The sequence below is a fragment of the Streptomyces sp. NPDC020379 genome, from assembly GCF_044387105.1.
Lineage (GTDB): Bacteria > Actinomycetota > Actinomycetes > Streptomycetales > Streptomycetaceae > Streptomyces.
Genome location: NZ_JBIRVR010000011.1, coordinates 12,073 through 29,448, shown reverse-complemented (window position 1 = coordinate 29,448; position 17,376 = coordinate 12,073). Strand labels below are relative to the sequence as shown.

12 protein-coding genes are annotated in these 17,376 nt (G+C 72.6%); 3 read left to right on the top strand and 9 right to left on the bottom strand.

Annotated features, from left to right (window positions below):
• Positions 1-8 precede the first annotated feature (8 nt).
• The 5 genes from ACH427_RS16335 to ACH427_RS16315 all read right to left on the bottom strand — a co-directional run bounded on the left by ACH427_RS16335 (position 9) and on the right by ACH427_RS16315 (position 6,511).
• Positions 9-473: a hypothetical protein gene (locus ACH427_RS16335; protein WP_398870133.1), complete on the bottom strand. Its 465-nt coding sequence runs from the start codon at positions 471-473 to the stop codon at positions 9-11.
• Positions 474-635: 162 nt separating this feature from the next.
• Positions 636-1,514: a 16S rRNA (cytidine(1402)-2'-O)-methyltransferase gene (gene rsmI, locus ACH427_RS16330; protein WP_398870132.1), complete on the bottom strand. Its 879-nt coding sequence runs from the start codon at positions 1,512-1,514 to the stop codon at positions 636-638.
• A 221-nt stretch (positions 1,515-1,735) separates the two neighbouring features.
• Positions 1,736-2,581, bottom strand: coding sequence for an EamA family transporter (locus ACH427_RS16325; RefSeq protein ID WP_398870131.1), 846 nt, complete (start codon positions 2,579-2,581; stop codon positions 1,736-1,738).
• Between the two features lie 369 nt (positions 2,582-2,950).
• Complete coding sequence (locus tag ACH427_RS16320; RefSeq protein ID WP_398870130.1) at positions 2,951-4,567, bottom strand: penicillin-binding transpeptidase domain-containing protein; 1,617 nt, start codon at positions 4,565-4,567, stop codon at positions 2,951-2,953.
• Positions 4,568-4,750: 183 nt separating this feature from the next.
• Positions 4,751-6,511, bottom strand: coding sequence for a dolichyl-phosphate-mannose--protein mannosyltransferase (locus ACH427_RS16315; RefSeq protein WP_398870129.1), 1,761 nt, complete (start codon positions 6,509-6,511; stop codon positions 4,751-4,753).
• 529 nt (positions 6,512-7,040) lie between these two features.
• Here ACH427_RS16315 and ACH427_RS16310 point away from each other — a divergent pair.
• On the top strand, positions 7,041-7,490 hold the full coding sequence (locus ACH427_RS16310) for a hypothetical protein (RefSeq protein ID WP_398870128.1): 450 nt from the start codon (positions 7,041-7,043) through the stop codon (positions 7,488-7,490).
• A 138-nt stretch (positions 7,491-7,628) separates the two neighbouring features.
• On the opposite strand, the gene ACH427_RS16305 is transcribed toward ACH427_RS16310, so the two are convergent.
• The gene (locus ACH427_RS16305) at positions 7,629-8,417 is read right to left on the bottom strand and encodes an SDR family NAD(P)-dependent oxidoreductase (protein WP_398870127.1); all 789 of its coding nucleotides are present in this window, start codon (positions 8,415-8,417) and stop codon (positions 7,629-7,631) included.
• Positions 8,418-8,517: 100 nt separating this feature from the next.
• The gene (locus ACH427_RS16300; RefSeq protein WP_398870126.1) at positions 8,518-9,792 is read right to left on the bottom strand and encodes a serine hydrolase domain-containing protein; all 1,275 of its coding nucleotides are present in this window, start codon (positions 9,790-9,792) and stop codon (positions 8,518-8,520) included.
• Between the two features lie 724 nt (positions 9,793-10,516).
• On the opposite strand from ACH427_RS16300, the gene ACH427_RS16295 reads away from it, so the two are divergent.
• A complete protein-coding gene (locus ACH427_RS16295; protein WP_398870306.1) occupies positions 10,517-11,602 on the top strand; it encodes a HoxN/HupN/NixA family nickel/cobalt transporter in 1,086 nt (361 codons plus the stop codon).
• 112 nt (positions 11,603-11,714) lie between these two features.
• Positions 11,715-13,754 (top strand): DHA2 family efflux MFS transporter permease subunit, encoded by a 2,040-nt coding sequence (locus ACH427_RS16290; protein ID WP_398870125.1) that lies wholly within the window; start codon positions 11,715-11,717, stop codon positions 13,752-13,754.
• Position 13,755: 1 nt separating this feature from the next.
• Here the strand turns inward: ACH427_RS16290 and ACH427_RS16285 are convergent, their stop codons facing one another.
• The gene (locus tag ACH427_RS16285) at positions 13,756-14,952 is read right to left on the bottom strand and encodes a MarP family serine protease (protein WP_398870124.1); all 1,197 of its coding nucleotides are present in this window, start codon (positions 14,950-14,952) and stop codon (positions 13,756-13,758) included.
• Between the two features lie 201 nt (positions 14,953-15,153).
• A complete protein-coding gene (locus tag ACH427_RS16280) occupies positions 15,154-17,355 on the bottom strand; it encodes an MMPL family transporter (RefSeq protein WP_398870122.1) in 2,202 nt (733 codons plus the stop codon).
• Between the last annotated feature and the right edge of the window lie 21 nt (positions 17,356-17,376).

The window sequence follows — 17,376 nt, the reverse complement described above, 5'->3', positions numbered from 1 at the left end:
GGGAGCGCTCACTTCCGGTGGTGGAAGGGGTGCAGCAGGTCCGACAGGTGCCAGTGGTGCTCGTGCCCGTCCTCCGGCGTCCCGGAGGACTCACCCGGCGCGGCCGCGAGCGGGCCCGCGGGGGCCTGGCCGCCGGCCGGCACGGCCGACTTCGCCGGCGTGTGCAGCACGTCAGCGATCTTGGACACCCGACCGGAGCGCATGATGCGCACGACGTGCTCGCCGCAGTTCTCGCAGGTGGGGTTGGTCAGCGGCGACGGAACGCGCGCGCCGTCCGCGTAATAGACCACGAAGGGCCGGCCCTCGGCGTCGGTGTGGTGCTGGATCTCGTACGACTGCTCCCAGCCGTGCCCGCATCGCATGCACGCGAAGGAATACGACTCGTGGGCAGGCTCGGCCGCACCCTGCGCGGGCACCGGGGGCCGGGTGGCTATCGGCCGGACACCGTTCGAGGTTCCTGCGATCTCGCTCATGGCAGCTCCTCTTGTCCTGAGGACAAGTTATCTCCGGGATCGGACGTCCCACGTACAGGGAACGCCTATCCCGGCGGTAACGCAGCAGCCCTGTCCCGAATTGGGGCAAACTTGGCGGCGCACTATCCAAAGTGCCTGGCCACGCGGCCTAAGCTTTGCTTTTCACGATAGTCCTTTACCCGCCGATGGGCCCGGCCGGGCGGCGTTCTTTGCCGCCACGACGGCATCGAACACCTCTCGTTTGGGTAGGCCTGCTTCCGCGGCCACAGCCGCGATGGCCTCCTTGCGACGCTCCCCCGCCTCCTCCCGCACCCGCACCCTGCGCACCAGCTCGGTCGCGTCGAGATCCTGCGGGCCGGGCTCGGCGGCGCCCTCGACCACGATGGTGATCTCGCCGCGCACGCCCTCGGCGGCCCAGGCGGCGAGCTCCTTCAGGGGGCCGCGCTTGACCTCCTCGTAGGTCTTCGTCAGCTCGCGGCACACCGCGGCGCGGCGATCGGCGCCCAGCACCTCGGCCATGGCGGCGAGGGTGTCGTCCAGCCGGTGCGGCGCCTCGAAATAGACCAGCGTCCGGCGCTCGTCCGCGACCTCGCGCAGCCGCCCGAGCCGCTCGCCCGCCTTGCGGGGCAGGAACCCCTCGAAGCAGAACCGGTCCACCGGCAGCCCGCTCACCGCCAGCGCCGTCAGCACCGCGGAGGGCCCCGGCACGGCCGTGACCTTGATGTCCCGCTCCACGGCGGCGGCGACCAGGCGATAGCCGGGGTCGGAGACGGAGGGCATCCCCGCGTCGGTCACCAGCAGCACCCGCGCACCACCGGCCAGCGCCTCGACGAGCTCGGGCGTGCGGGCCGACTCGTTGCCCTCGAAATACGACACCACGCGGCCGGTGGTGTGCACGCCGAGCGCCTGGGTGAGGCGGCGCAGCCGGCGGGTGTCCTCGGCGGCGATCACTTCGGCGGCGAGGAGTTCCTGGGCGAGGCGGGGGGGTGCGTCTGTGACGTCACCGATGGGGGTACCTGCGAGTACGAGCGTTCCGGTCACGCGTCCATCCTCTCAGGGGTGGGGCGGGGTGGGTGGCGGCCGTCCGCGGCGGGAGGTGCGGGTGGGTTGCGCCTGCGGCGGGCTTTTCCCCTGCCCGCCCCTGCCCGCCGCATCTGGTGTGCGGCTTCACCGCGTGGGGGCGCGTGCCCCAGGCCCCCGGCTGACCCGCCATTGCCTCCCCCCAGACTCCGTCCGGGGGTGCCCCCAGCGGGCTGAAACGGCTAGCCCGTGAGCATCAAGCCGATGCCCAGGACCATCAGGCCCGCCGCCGCGACGCGTGGCGCTCCGAAGCGTTCCTTGAGGAAGATCGTGCCGATGGCCGCGCCCACGATGATCGAGGATTCGCGGAGGGCGGCGATGGGGGCGAGTTCGGCGCGGGTCTGGGCCCAGAGCACCAGGCCGTACGCGAAGACGGACAGCAGGCCGCCGAGCAACCCCCGTACCGCGTAAGGGCGGAGGGCGGTGAGCAGGTCGCGGCGGGCGTACAGCGCGTAGGCGGGGATCGCGAGCCCTTCGAGGATCATCAGCCAGGCGATGTAGCCCAGGGACGAGCCGGAGGCGCGGACGCCGAGACCGTCGACGACCGTGTAGGAGGCGATCGCCAGGCCCGTGGCGAGGGCCGCGGTGATCGCCGGCCAGTGCGGCCGCGTACCGCTGCCGCGGATGCCCCACAGGGCGACCCCGACCAGCCCCGCCGAGGCGACGGCGACCCCGGCGAGCTGCCACCCGCCGGGCACCTCACCGGCGAAGGCCGCCGCGAGCACGGTGACGGCGAGCGGGGCGCTGCCGCGGGCGATCGGGTACATCTGCCCGAAGTCGCCGAGCGTGAAGGACCGCATGAGCAGGAGTTGGTAGACGACGTGCAGGACGGCGGACGCGGCGAGGTACGGCCACGCGGCCGCGGCGGGCGTCGGCACGAAGGGGAGCATCGCGAGGCCGCAGACGGCGCCGCCGGTGCCCACGAGGGTGAAGGCGAGGAGTTGTTGTCGGATGCCGTGGGCTATGGCGTTCCAACTGGCGTGTGCGATCGCCGCGATGAGGACCGCTGTGGCTACGGCGGGGGTCATGCGGTTGTTTGAGGCGGGGGGTTCATGTGGGGGACGCTAGTGGGGTGGGTGGGGGTGCCGCTGTTGTCCGGGTCACGGTCGGGGGGCCCGGGCGTTGTCGACCGCGGGTCGGCCGGCGCCTGCGGCGGGCTTTCCCCTGCCCGCCCCTTCCCGCTGCATCTGATGTGCGGCTCCGCCGCGTGGGGGCGCGTGCCCCAGCCCCCGGCTGACCCGCCGTCGCCTCCCCCCGCTACCTCCCCCAGAGGTGCCCCCGACGGGCTGGATATCAGCCCGTCCGGCGATTGAGGACAACGCGGCGAAGCCGTGTTGCGGGGGAAGGGGCAGGGCCGGGGAAAAGCCCGCCGCGGGCGGAAAGCCGAAAACAAAAGATCAACCAGCCCTGAGCACCGCCGCCACGATCGGCCCCGCCGAATCCCCGCCATGACCACCCTGCGGAACGACCGCCGCCGCAGCCACATCCCCCCGATACCCCGCGAACCAGCCATTCGGCTTCGGCTGACCATCGATCTCCGCCGACCCCGTCTTCGCCCCGATGTCGTCGCCCAGCCCCGACATCGCCCGGCGGCCCGTCCCGGAGACGGCGGTGAGGCGCATCATCGACCGCAGCTGCCGCGCGACAGTGGCCGGCAGCGGGCGGGCAGCCTGGGCCAGGCGGCGGTCGTCCAGAGAAGGCGCGACGACGTAGGGCTGGCGGAAGGATCCGGCGCGTACGGTCGCGGCGACCGAGGCCATGTTCAGCGGTGACATCTGCACCCGGCCCTGCCCGATCATCGCCGCCGCCTTGCCGGAGTCGGGGTCGGCGGGGACGCTGCCGTCGTAGCTGGGCAGGCCCGTCTTCCACTCCTGGCCGAGGCCGAAGACGTCCCTGGCCTCGGCGCTGAGGGCGCCGTCGGGGACCTCGCCCGCGAAGGAGATGAAGGCGGTGTTGCAGGAGGCGGCGAAGTCCTGGGCGAAGGTGGCGCCGGGGTTCTCGCTCTCCTCGACGTTGTGGAACTTCATGCCGTAGGTGGCGTACTTCGGGCACGGCACCGGCTTGTCCGGGGTGGCCTTGCCCTGTTCCAGCAGCATCGCCGCGGTGATGATCTTCATCGTGGAGCCGGGCGGGGTCTGGCCCATGAGGGCCGCGTTGAACTCGGTCTTCTTCGAGTTGGCGACGGCCAGGATCTCGCCGGTGCTGGGCTTGACGGCGACGACCGAGGCGTCGGTCTGCCGGTCGACGGCGCTCTCGGCGGCGCGCTGCGCGGCCGCGTCGATGGTCGTACGCAGCTGCGCGGGCTTGCCCTTGGAGACGACGTGCAGGGTCTTGGGGGCGGCGCCGGAGCCGACGGGGCCCACGGCGCGTACCTCGACGCCCGGTTCGCCGCCGGCCTTCTGCCCGTACCGCTTGCTCAGCTCCGGCAGTACGGAGGTGAGCGAGGGATAGTCCTTGGCGTCCAGCGTGGTGCCGTCGCGGTCGACGGCGGTGATCTGCGGGGCGGAGCTCGTGTCCGTGGCGAGCGACTCGCCCTGGGCGAGCCGCGGGTGGACGACCGTGGGCTGCCAGTCGACGAGCGGGGCTCCGGTGGACCGGCCGCGGACGACGGCGAGCGAGGAGTCGTAGGTCCAGGTGGAGCGCTGCTTGCCGTAGACGACCTCGGCGGTGACGGAGAAGGGCACCTTGGTGCCCGTCGCGCTGCCCTGCCTGAAGCTGACCTTCTCGATGTGGGCGGCCTCGCGGTAGCCCGTGAGGGCGGTGGTGGCCGCCGCGGCGTTGTCGGTCAGGGCCGCGGCCTTGCTCGCGTCGCCCGACTCCCAGGCCGCGAGGAAGTCGCGCGCCGTTCTGTCGACCTCCGTGTCCGTGGGCGGCCCGGTCCTGACGGGCGCCGCCTCGGCCTGGCCGCCCGAGGCGTCGGTCACCGCGCTGACGACGTTGTACGCGCCGAGCCCGGCGGCCCCCGCCATCGCCGCGGCCACGACCCCGATCGCGACCTTCGCTCCCTTGTGCATGTCCCATCCCCCTACAGGTCCCCACCCAACAGTTTTAATCAGGTGATTAAAACCTCTGCATGGGGACTCTACGGGACTGCGGTGACAGCAGGGGCGGGGATGGCCGGAATCCACCGCTCCGTGTCTGACACTCCGTCATGTACGGCGCCGTCGGATCGCTGTCGGACCGCCGTCGGACCGCCGTCAGATCCAGGAGTCGAACCACATCCGGTTGCGCCATGCCTCGATGGGGATGGGGCGGCCGGTGTAGAGGGGGTAGAAGTAGACGAAGTTCCAGGCGATGAGCAGGACCAGCGTGCCCGCGCCGATCGCACCGAGGACCCGGCGCCGCTCCGTGGAGCCCGGCGGCCCGAGGATCGCCCCGATCATCATCGCCAGGGCCAGACACAGGAACGGCACGAAGACGACGGCGTAGAAGACGAAGATCGTGCGTTCCTGCCACATGAACCACGGCAGATAGCCCGCCGCGACCGCGCACAGCACCGCGCCCGCGCGCCAGTCGCGCCGGAACCCCCACCGGTAGATCAGATACAGCAGCGCGAAGCAGGCCGCCCACCACAGCAGCGGCGTGCCCAGCGCGAGCACCTCGCGGGCGCACTTGTCGGCCGCGTCCTTGGGGCAGCCGTCGGTGCCGGGCGCCGGGGACTCGTAGAAGTACGACACGGGGCGGGACTGGACGAGCCAGCTCCAGGGGTTGGACTGATAGGTGTGCGGCGAGGAGAGGTTGGTGTTGAACCTCCACACCTCGTGCTCGTAGTGCCACAGGCTGCGCAGCGGGTTGAGGACACCGGCCAGGAAGCCGTCCGTGCTGTAACCGCCGCTGGTCTCCGCCCAGTGCCGGTAGAAGCCGCTGTGCTGCCAGCCCTCCTTCTCGCTGTACGTGCCGCTGCCCGCGAACCAGCCGGTCCACGACGCGAGGTAGACGGCCAGGGCCACCGGCACGGTCGCCAGGAACGCCCACGGGGTGTCGCGCCGGAGCGCGGCCAGGGCGGGGTGGCGGGCGCCGGCGACGCGGCGCGAGCCCATGTCCCAGAGCACGGTCAGCAGGCCGAAGGCGGCCAGATAGACGGCGCCGTTCCACTTCGTGGCGCAGGCCAGCCCGAGGCAGACACCGGCGGCGATCCGCCACGGCCGCCACCCGAGCCGCAGGCCGCCGCCGACGCCCGCGTCCGGGCGGGCGAGCCCGTCCTCGTCCACGGGCAGCGCGGCCGCGAGGCGGGCCCGCGCCTTGTCGCGGTCCACCAGGACGCAGCCGAAGGCCGCCAGCACGAAGAACATCAGCACCGAGTCGAGCAGCGAGGTGCGGCTCATCACGAAGTGCAGGCCGTCGACGGCGAGCAGGGCGCCCGCGAGGCAGCCGAGGAAGGTGGAGCGGAAGAGGCGGCGTCCGATGCGGCACAGCATCAGCACCGACAGCGTGCCGAGCACCGCGACCATGAAACGCCAGCCGAAAGGGTTCAGCCCGTACAGCCACTCACCGACGCCGATGACCCACTTGCCCATCGGCGGGTGCACGACATAGCCGGGGGCGTCGGCGATCTGGTCGTGACCGGCGATGATCCGGTCGTTGATATTGTCCGGCCACTTCGCCTCGTAGCCGTACTTCCACAGGGCCCAGGCGTCCTTCGCGTAGTACGTCTCGTCGAATATCACCGCCTTGGGGCTGCCGAGGTTCCAGAAGCGGAGGATTCCGGCGAACAGGGCGACGGCCAGCGGCCCGGTCCACCCCGACCAGCGCGCGAGCAGCCGCGCCTTCCCCGGCCCCGCGCCGAGCCGCTCCCACACCCGCGTACCGGGCTCGGGGAACGCCGGCACGAGCCGCTCCCGCACGTCCGGCTGCGGCCCGCGCGCATAGCCGAACCGCCCGAGTCTGCGCTGCCACGGAGGCTGCCACTCGTCTGCGGTCGGGCCCTGCCGGGCTTGGGTAGCGGTGTCACTGGTCACCGCGCCATCGTAGGGAACGGGCCTGTGGGAGTGCTGGGGACGGCGCGCGGGGGGTTTGGGGGGAGGCCCGCCCAGGACCCCTCATCCCCTCGTCATCCCCTCGTCCCGGGGACAGCCGGGGGAGCGCGAGCCTGCTGCTTTCGGGCGCCCGCGCCGGGCAGGCCAGCTCGGGGACGGCGCGGTTCGGGGAGCATGTCACCAGGGCCACCGACAAGAACGACGGGCGTGTCAGATAGTGGCCGCACGAGACGTCGCCGCCCCGTGCGAGCCGTTCCGCGACGGCGGAGACGTCGTATCTGTCCTGCGGGGACAAGAACCGGGCCGCGTGCTCCGCCAGCCGGTCGGCCAGCCACCCTGCGGCGCCCTGGTGTCCGGTCCAGGTCCCCTGGATGAGCCGGGCCGGTTTCAGGAGCCAGTGGGCCGTCTGCATCGGGGGTGTGTCCGAGAGGGCGAAGGCGGGGTTCTCCGGGCGGCGGGTGCCTTCCTTTCCTCACCCAGGTGTCGAACGACATCATCCCTCATCCCCGGCTTGTCCGCCGAAGCCGTGCGGCTGCTCACCTGGCAGTTGTCGCTGCCCGACGGCGTGGATCAGCCGCTGTCGGAGACGGCGAAGCGGGCCGGGATCAAGAAGACGGCGTTCATGCGGGCCAAGCGGGAGCTGATCGCCGAGGGGTATGTCCACGAGTGGCGCCGCCAGGGGGCGGACGGGCGGTGGTCCCGGCCGCAGCTGGTGTCGAACGTGCCGCTGACGGCGGACGAGGCGGCAGCAGCGGTGCACGGTGGACGACCGACTGCCGAGGAACCGTCCGTCGGTGAGCCGACCGTTCGGGCCGTCGGCCGTTCCCAGGAAAAGAACGAGGAGAAGACTTCCCACCCTCCCCACCCGCTGGCCGAGCGCGGCGCGCAAGCGCTCGCCGCCGTGGCGTACTTCGACGAACCCCCGTTCTCCCGCCGGGCGGCCGGACATCTCCGCTCCTGACCCACGAGAATCTCGCGGACGGGGCCGAGCGCGCCGAGGCCGCCAGGGGCTGGGCGGCTGTGCTGTCCGATCGGAAGACGTTCCCGGAGACCGGGCGGCCGCTCCCTAAGGCGCCCTGGCCGATGCCGTGGCAACGGCCTACCCGCCGCAGATCGCCCGCTTCAGGCCCGGGTCGGCCGCGAGCAGGCCGCCGTCCACCGGCAGGGTGACGCCCGTGATCCAGGACGCGTCGGGCGAGGCGAGGAAGGCGACGGCGGCGGCGATGTCCTCGGGGCGGCCGACGCGGCCCAGCGGATAGTGCGCGGCGGCGCGCTCCAACACGTCCTCGCGGCCGTCCCAGTTGGGGGTGTGGACGGTGCCCGGTGCGACGAGGTTGACGCGTACGCCGCGCGCGGCGCAGTGCCCGGCCAGCGTGCGGGTGAGGCTCGCGAGGCCCGCCTTGGCGGCGCTGTAGGCGTGGTTGCCGAAGTCCCGCTCGGCGTTGACCGAGCCGACGCCGACGACGCAGCCGCGCCCGCCCGCCGCCGCGAGGTGCGGCATCGCGGCACGTACGCAGCGGAAGGCGCCGGTCAGCGTGATGTCGAGGTCGCGGAACCAGTCCTCGTCGGAGGTGTCCTCGACGTACCGCTCGTCGGGGTGGCAGGACAGGGCGTTGTTGACGAGGACGTCGAGCCGGCCGAAGCGGTCGACGGCGGTGGCGACGGCGGCCTCGACGGCCGTACGGTCGGCGACATCGCAGGGGGAGGACTCGGCGGCCAGCCCGTCGGCGCGCAGGGCGGCGGCCGCCTTCGCGGCGCGCTCGCCGTCCAGGTCGGTGACGAGGACCCGCGCGCCCTCGCCCGCGAACCGGCGCGCGGCCGCCGCGCCGATGCCGCGGCCCGCGCCGGTGATCAGTACGGCGTAGCCGTCGAAGCGTGCTGCTGCCATGCGGGATCGCTACCCGCTGGGGGGTGCGGCATTCGCTTCCGGCCGGCGGCGGACCCTCGGCGCAGCGACGCCGCGTTGTCCTCGGAGTTGCCGTTGAGCCTCAGAGGCCGGGCCTCAGAGATCGGGCCTCTGAGAAGGAAAGGGCGCGCGCCCGCTCATCGGCCCGCGGTCCGGGATCCAGGCTCAGCGCCACCGCGCGGACGAGCGCCTGGGCGCGCGGGTCGGCGGTGACGTTCTTCTGCATGCCGTTGGTGACGTAGCCGAAGGAGATCCCCGACTCGGGGTCGGCGAAGCCGAGGGAGCCGCCGCGGCCCGGGTGGCCGAAGGAGCCGGGGGCCAGCAGCGGGGAGGCCGCGCCGTGCAGCATGTAGCCCAGGCCGAAGCGGGTGCCCACCACCAGGACGCGGTCCGGGCCGGCCGACTCCTCCGTGCGGGCCAGGGTCAGCGTCGCCGGGGCGAACAGCCGCCGCGCGCCGTCGAGGTCGCCGAGGAGCGAGGCGTAGAAGCGGGCCAGGCCGTCGGCGGTGGCGACGCCCGCGGAGGCGGGGAGCTCGGCGGCGCGGTAGGCGGGGTCGTTCTCGTCGGCCTGGGGCTCGATGGCCGCGAACGCGCGACGGGTGAGCGAGGCCGGGTCGCCGTAGGCGTCGGAGACGGCCTTCTTGGGGCGCATCCGCAGGCCCGCCGTGGCGGGGTCGGCGGGCGGCCCGACGTCGGCGATCCGCCCGGCGCGCGCCTGCTCGGAGGCGGGCAGGCCGATCCACAGGCCGGCGCCGAGGGGCGCGGCTATCTCGTCGGCGACCCAGGCGCCGACGGTCCGGCCGGTGACCCGCAGGACGAGCTCGCCGAGCAGCCAGCTGTACGTCTGCGCGTGGTAGCCGTGCGCGGTGCCGGGCTCCCAGGCGGGCGCCTGCGCGGCGAGGGCGGCCGGGCCGCTGACGCCGTCGATGGCCTGGGCCGGGGTGAGCGGGGTGTCGAGGACGGGCAGGCCGGCGCGGTGCGAGAGGAGGTGGCGGACGAGGACGCGCTCCTTGCCCTCCGCCTTGAACTCGGGCCAGTACGTGCCGACGGGCGCGTCCAGGTCGACCAGGCCGCGCTGGTGCAGGAGCAGGGGGACGGCGGCGGCCACGCCCTTGGTGGCGGAGCGGACGATCTGGGCGGTGCCCTGCTCCCACGGCTGGGCGGAGGAGTCGTCGGGGTCGGCGTCGGCGTCCTTGGTGCCGCCCCAGAGGTCGACGACCTTGTGTCCGTTCCGGTAGACGGTCACGGCGGCGCCGCGCTCGCCGCGCCGGGCGAAGTTCTCCGCGAAGGCGTCCCGGACCGGTTCAAAACCGTCCGCCACCGTGCCTTGGGCGTCCACCGCTGTCTCCTGCTCCACCGTCTGATCTGTGTAAGGGCTCCCACCATGGTGCCGTGCCGTGCTCAATGCGCGTAGACCGGGGTGGATCGGGGCGTTCTTCCGGGCTCCCTGCTTTCCGGGGGCTTCGCCTCCCAGGCCCCTTGGGGTTGGCGTCGGGTGCGGGTCGTCCGGGGCTGAGCGCTGCGCCCCTGACGGGGGCGGGTTCATCGTCGGCCGCCGGCCCGGTGGGGGCTTGTCGCGCAGTTCCCCGCGCCCCTGGTGGGGGCAGGTTTGCCGTCGGGTGCGGATCCTCACGGGGCGGGTTCATCGTTCGCCGCCCGCCCGGTGGGGGTTGCTCGCGCAGTTCCCCGCGCCCCTGGTGGGGGCGGGTTTGCCTTTGGCTGCGGGTCGTCCGGGGGCTGAGCCCTGCGCCCCTGACGGGGCGGGTTCGTCGTTCGGCCGCCCGCCCGGTGGGGGCTTGGCGCGCAGTTCCCCGCGCCCCTGGTGGGGCGCGTCCCACATCGGCCGTCCGCCCGGTAGGGGTGCTCGCGCCCACGCGGTGGAGCCGCGCGATGTCACGGCCCCGCGCCCCTGACGGGGCGCCGCGCTTCCGTCCGCTGCTGCACAAAGGTTGCAGCTACTGATCTGGTGCGCCTACCGTGTGCCGTCATTTGCGCACCATCAGGAAGGGGCCACCATGGTCTCCACCACCGCCGTCGCCCAGGACCCAGCGCTGTCCCGCTGGCAGCGAATCACCGGTGTGATGACGGGCGCCGAGTGGCGGCGGATGGGTGGCATGGCCGCCTTCATCCTCGCGCTGCACGTCGTCGGGTGGTTCGTCCTGGTGGCCATCGTCGCGCCCGAGCACTACAGCCTGGGCACCAAGTCCTTCGGGATCGGCATCGGCGTCACCGCGTACACGCTCGGCATGCGGCACGCCTTCGACGCCGATCACATCGCCGCGATCGACAACACCACCCGCAAGCTGATGCACGAGGGCAAGCGTCCGCTGTCCGTCGGCTTCTGGTTCTCGCTCGGGCACTCCAGCGTCGTCTTCGCCCTGGCCTTCCTGCTGTCGCTCGGCGTCAAGGCGCTGGCCGGGCCCGTGCAGGACGAGAACTCCGGGCTGCACGAGGTCACCGGCTGGATCGGCACCACCGTCTCCGGCGCCTTCCTCTACCTCATCGCGATCTTCAACCTCGTGGTCCTGGCCGGGATCTGGAAGGTCTTCCGCAAGATGCGCGCCGGGCACTTCGACGAGGCGGCGCTGGAGGAGCAGCTGAACAACCGCGGGCTGATGAACCGGCTGCTCGGCCGGGTCATGAAGTCGATCACCAAGCCGTGGCAGATGTACCCGCTGGGCCTGCTCTTCGGTCTCGGCTTCGACACCGCGACCGAGGTCGCGCTCCTCGTCCTGGCCGGCTCCGGCGCCGCGTCCGGCCTGCCGTGGTACGCGATCCTGTGCCTGCCCGTCCTGTTCGCGGCGGGGATGTCGCTGCTGGACACCATCGACGGTTCGTTCATGAACTTCGCCTACGGCTGGGCCTTCTCCAAGCCGGTGCGCAAGGTCTACTACAACCTCACCATCACCGCGCTGTCCGTGGCCGTGGCGCTGATCATCGGCACGGTCGAGCTGCTCGGCCTGATCGCCGACAAGCTCGGCCTGCACGGGGCGTTCTGGGACTGGATCGGCGGCCTGGACCTGAACACGGTCGGCTTCGTGATCGTCGGTCTGTTCTTCGCCACGTGGGTGCTCGCCCTGGTCATCTGGAAGACGGCCCGCGTCGAGGAGAAGTGGAGTGGGAACGTCCAGCCCGCGGAGGCGGCCGCCGAGGTGACCACCGGCTGAGGCGGCACCCACGCCGCCGTCACCCGCGCGCCGTCAGCGGTGGCGGGAGCGCGCGGATGGCCGAATGCTGAAGCTCCGGGGGAGATCGGGGAGATCCCAAGGAGGCCCGCCGATGCCCACGGCCACCGCGCAGCCCACGGCGGACGTCCCGGCGCCGCCGGAGCTCGGCAGGCGCCGCACCAATCTGGTCTTCGTCACCATCGTGCTCGGCATGCTGCTCGCGGCCCTCGACCAGACCATCGTCTCGACCGCGCTGCCGACGATCGTCGCGGACCTGGGCGGCGGCGGGCACATGGCGTGGGTGGTGACCGCCTATCTGCTGGCGGAGACGGTCTCGACCGTGCTGGTCGGCAAGTTCGGCGACCTCTTCGGGCGGAAGGTCGTCTTCCAGCTGAGCGCGGTGGTCTTCGTCGGCGGCTCGGTCTTCGCGGGCGCCGCGAACTCCATGCTCATGCTGATCGCCGCCCGCGCGCTCCAGGGCATCGGCGGCGGCGGGCTGATGGTGACGGCCATGGCGCTGATCGCCGATGTGATCCCGCTGCGCGAGCGCGGCAAGTACCAGGGCGCGCTCGGCGCCGTCTTCGGTGTGACCACGGTCGTCGGGCCGACGCTCGGCGGCATCTTCACCGACCACGCCACCTGGCGCTGGTGCTTCTACGTCAATGTGCCCGTCGCGATCGTCATGGTCGCGATGGCGGCCCGTACGATCCCGGTCGTCCGCTCGGCGGTCCGGCCGGTGATCGACTACCTCGGCATCGTGCTGGTCGCGCTCGGCGCCTCGGGGCTGGTGCTCGGCCTGGAGTGGGGCGGCAACGAGTACGCGTGGGGCTCGGCCGTGATCATCGGCCTGTTCGCGGGGTCGCTGGTGCTGCTGGGGCTGTTCGTGCTGGTGGAGCTGCGGGCCCGGGAGCCCATGCTGCCCATGCACCTCTTCCGCAACCCCGTCTTCGTCGTCTGCTCCGTGCTCAGCTTCATCGTCGGCTTCGCGATGCTCGGCGCGATGACGTATCTGCCGACCTATCTCCAGTACGTCGACGGGGTCTCCGCCACCATGTCCGGCGTCCGGGCGCTGCCCATGGTGGCCGGGCTGCTGGGCGCGTCCATGCTCTCGGGCATCGTGGTCAGCCGCACCGGCCGCTACCGCGCCTTCCCCATCGCGGGTACGGCCGTGATGGCGCTCGGCCTCTTCCTGATGTCGACCATGAACGCGTCGTCGGGGCCCTGGCTGGAGTCGCTCTATATGTTCGTCCTGGGCGTCGGCATCGGGCTGGCGATGCAGGTGCTGACGATCGCCGTGCAGAACACGGTGGCGTACCACGAGCTGGGCACGGCGACCTCGGGCGTGACCTTCTTCCGTACGCTCGGCAGTTCCTTCGGCACGGCCGTCTTCGGCACGCTCTACGCCAACCAGCTGCGGCCCAACCTGGCGCAGGCGCTGCTGCGGTCCCCGGGGGTGCCGCCCGCCGCGGTGCAGAGCCCGCAGGGGCTGGGGCAGCTGACCCGCGCCCAGGCGGCGCCGGTGATCGACGCCTACGCGGACACCGTGAACTACGTCTTCTTCTGGGTCGTGCCGGTCGCCCTCGCGGGCTTCGTCGTGGCGTGGTTCCTGAAGGAGGTGCCGCTGCGGGACAGCGCCCGGGCCGGGGCCTCCGACATGGGCGAGGGCTTCGCGGCCCCGGACTCCGCCGAGGCGGAGCGGCAGCTGGAGCGGGCCGTGGCGAGCGTGATGCGCAAGGAGCACGGCCCGCCGGTGAGCCGCCGTGTCCTGGCCGAGTCGGGCAGCCCGCTGGGGCCCGCCGAGGCGTGGACGCTGGGCCAGATCCACTGGCGGCTGCGGGTGCGCGGCGAGGCGACGCTCTCCTCGGTGGCGCTCGCGCACCGCATGCCGCCCGAGGTCCTCGAACCGGCCTTCGCCCGTACGGCCGGTGCCGGTTACGCGCGTGCCGAGGGCGACCGGCTGTTCCTGACGGCCGCGGGCGAGGCCGAGATCGAGCGGCTGGGCGCGGCGTGGCGGTCCTGGCTGTCGAGCCGGCTGGAGGACTGGGACGTCGGCGACCCCGAGGACCGCGCCCTCCTCGACCGGGCGCTGGACGCGATGGCGGCCCGGCTGCTGGAGGAGGACGAGCAGCTGCTCGAACGCACGGCGGTCTGACTCACAGGGCCGCCCGGGTGCCGGTGCTCACCGGGGCCGTGGCCGTGCGCGCCTGGTCCGCGGCCGCCGCGACCTGGCCGGCGGTGAGGGCGTAGCCGGTCTCCGGGTCGGAGGTGGAGCGGGCGAAGACGACGCCGTAGACCTTGCCGGAGGGGGTGAGGAGGGGGCCGCCGGAGTTGCCGGGGCGGACGGTGGAGCGCAGGGAGTAGACGGTGCGGGTGGTGACGCCGTCGCCGTAGATGTCCTGGCCCTTGGCGCGGACCTCGTTGGCCACGGTCGCGGCGCGCAGGTCGAGGCCGCCGTTCTCGGGGAAGCCCGCGACGACGGCGGCGTCGCCGCGCTTGGCGCTCTTGTCGAAGGGCAGGACGGGGGCGTCGAGGCCGGGCACGTCCAGGACGGCGACGTCGGTGCGGGGGTCGAAAAGGACGACCTTGGCCTGGTACGAGCGGCCGACGCCGCCCACGCGCACGGTCGGGCTGCCGACCCCGGCGACGACGTGGGCGTTGGTCATCACGTGGTGGGAGGCGTAGACGAAGCCGCTGCCCTCCTGGCCGCGGCGGCCGTCGCCGACGTCGGCGACGCCCTCGACCTTGACGACGCTCTCGCGGGCGGCGCGGCCGACGGCGGGGGTGACCGCGTCGCCGGAGGGCTTGGCGACGCCGGTGGCGGGTTCGTTCTCGAAGGGGTTGAAGACCTGGGGGAAGCCCGCCCCGGCGAGGGCGTCGGTGGTGCGGCTGAACCAGGTGGGGGCCTGCTCGGGCATGGCCTTCTGCACGGCGCCGAGCAGGGCGGAGTCCTTGATCTCGCGGGTGAGGAGGGTGGAGTTCGCCGAGACGAGGACGCTCGCGGCGACCCAGCCGACGAGGAGGACGGCCAGGGAGTTGACGGCGGCGCCCCCTATGCCGTCGACGCCGCGCACGGGTGCCCAGGTCAGATGGCGGCGCAGGCGCCAGGCGAGCCGCCCGGCGAGCGCGTGCCCGAGGGCGGCGGGCAGGAGGACGACCAGGACGGCGACGACGGCCGCGGCCGAGGTGCCGGCCTCGAAGGGCTCCAGGGCATAGGGCAGCGCCCAGACGCCGAGGACGGCGCCCCCGAGGAAGCCCGCGAACAGCACGAGGCCGGCGATCAGGCCACGCCGGAATCCGGATACGGCGTAGGCGACGACGATCAGCATGAGAAGCACATCGAGCAGGTTCAACGCGGAGCCCTTTCCATCACACGCGCCCCCTATCGCGCCCACACGGTGTGTGGACTAGAGAAAACGCCCGTACGGGGACCAACGGTTCCCTCGCATGGCGCAGCCCACAGGCGGGCGGGGGTGTTCCGGGGGCGCGAAAGGCCCGGCGGCGGGCCCCTGGGGTCGGGGGCCCGCGCCGGGCCTCGCGTGCGCGGCGGGCGGTCAGACGCCGATCAGCTCGCGCTTCTCGTCGGGGTCGCCGGAGGGGGTGGAGAGCTGCTTCTGGAGCTGCTCGCCCTCGACGTCGACGTTCGGGAGGATCTTGCCGAGCCAGCCGGGCAGCCACCAGGCGGCCTTGCCGAGCAGGCCGAGGACGGCGGGGACGATGGCCATGCGGACGACGAACGCGTCGAAGAAGACGGCGATGGCCAGGCCGAAGCCGATCATCTTGATCATCGATTCCGAGGAGCCGATGAAGCCGGCGAAGACGCTGATCATGATGACGGCGGCGGCGCTGACGACGCGGGCGCCGTGCTTGAAGCCGGTCACGACCGCCTGGCCGGGGCGCTCGCCGTGGACGAACGCCTCGCGCATGCGGGTCACGAGGAAGACCTCGTAGTCCATCGCGAGACCGAAGACCACACCGACCATGAAGATCGGCATCATGCTCATGATCGGGCCGGTCTCCTCGACGCCGAAGAGCGAGCCGAGCCAGCCCCACTGGAAGACCGCGACGACCGCGCCGAGGGCGGCGACCACGGACAGCAGGAAGCCGAGGGCGGCCTTGAGCGGGACGAGCACCGAGCGGAAGACGACCATCAGCAGCAGGAAGGCCAGGCCGACGACGAGTGCCAGATAGGGCAGCAGGGCGTCGTTGAGCTTCTGCGAGACGTCGATGTTCATCGCCGTGGAGCCGGTGACGAGCACCTTGGCGCCGGTGTCGGCGGTGATCTTGCCGCCCTTGTCGCGGATCGCGTGGACGAGGTCCTCGGTCTCCGTGCCGGTCGGCTTGGACTTGGGCACCACGGTGATCGTCGCGGTGTCACCGGCCTTGTTGAAGGCGGCCGGGGTGACCATGGCGACGTCGTCCATGCCCTTGATGGTCTTGACCACGGTGTCGGCGGCGGCCTTGGGGTCGCTCGCCTTCGCCGCGTCGGTGACGATCATCAGCGGGCCGTTGAACCCGGCGCCGAAGCCGTCGGCCAGCATGTCGTACGCCTTGCGCTGGGTGCTGCTCCTGGGCTGCGCCCCGTCGTCGGGCAGGCCGAGCTGGAGCGAGGCCGCGGGCACGGCGATCGCGCCGAGGCCGAGCACACCGGCGGCCAGCACCCAGACGGGCTTGCGCAGCACGAAGCGGGCCCAGCGGGTGCCCATGTTCGGCTTGTCGGTGGCCGCCGGGCGGCCGTCGCGCTTGCGGTCCTTGCGGGCCAGCACCTTGCGGGGCGCGAAGCCCAGCAGCGCGGGGATGAGGGTGAGCGCGATGAGCACGGCGATGGCGACCGTGCCGGCGGCGGCCAGGCCCATCTTGGTGAGCATCGGGATGTTGACGACCGCGAGGCCGGCCAGCGCGATCACCACGGTGAGGCCGGCGAAGACCACCGCGGAGCCCGCGGTGCCGACGGCCCGGCCCGCCGCCTCCTCGCGTTCGCGGCCCTCGGCCACTTCCGCGCGGTAGCGGGAGACGATGAACAGCGCGTAGTCGATGCCGACCGCGAGGCCGATCATCATGGCCAGCGTCGAGGTGTTGCTGGAGAGGTCGAGCACCGGCGCGAGCGCGGTGATCGAGGAGACGCCGATGCCGACGCCGATGATCGCGGTGAGCAGCGGCAGCCCCGCGGCGACCAGCGAGCTGAAGGTGATCAGCAGGACGACCGCGGACACCGCGATGCCGATCATCTCCGAGCCGCCCTCGGGCATGGTCTGGAGCGCGCTGCCGCCGATCTCGACGGTCAGCCCGGCGTCGCGGCCGTGCTGGGCCGCGTCCTTGAGGGTGTCGCGGGAGGCGTCGGTGAGGTCCTGCGGCTTGGCCTTGTAGCTGACCGAGGAGTACGCGGTCGTGCCGTCCTTGCTGACGGCGTTCGCCTTGAAGGGGTTGGCGGCCGAGCCCACCTGGGGGCCGGCGAGCTCCGCGACGGCCTTCTCGACCGCGGCCTGGTTCTTCACGTCCGTGATCTTCTGGCCGTCGGGGGCCTTGAAGACGACACGGGCCGCGGCCCCGTCCGGGGTCTGGCCGGGGAAGCGCTGCTCCAGCAGGTCGAAGGCGGCCTGCGCCTCGGTGCCGGGGATGGAGAAGTCGTTGTTGGTGGACTTGGAGGCGGTGGCGGCGCCCGTGCCGGCGAGCACCAGCAGCAGCACCCATATGAGTGCCGCGTACCAGCGGCGCCGGAAGGCGAGCCGGCCGAGTCTGTAGAGGAACGTGGCCACGAGGCGTTGTGCTCCCGTCGT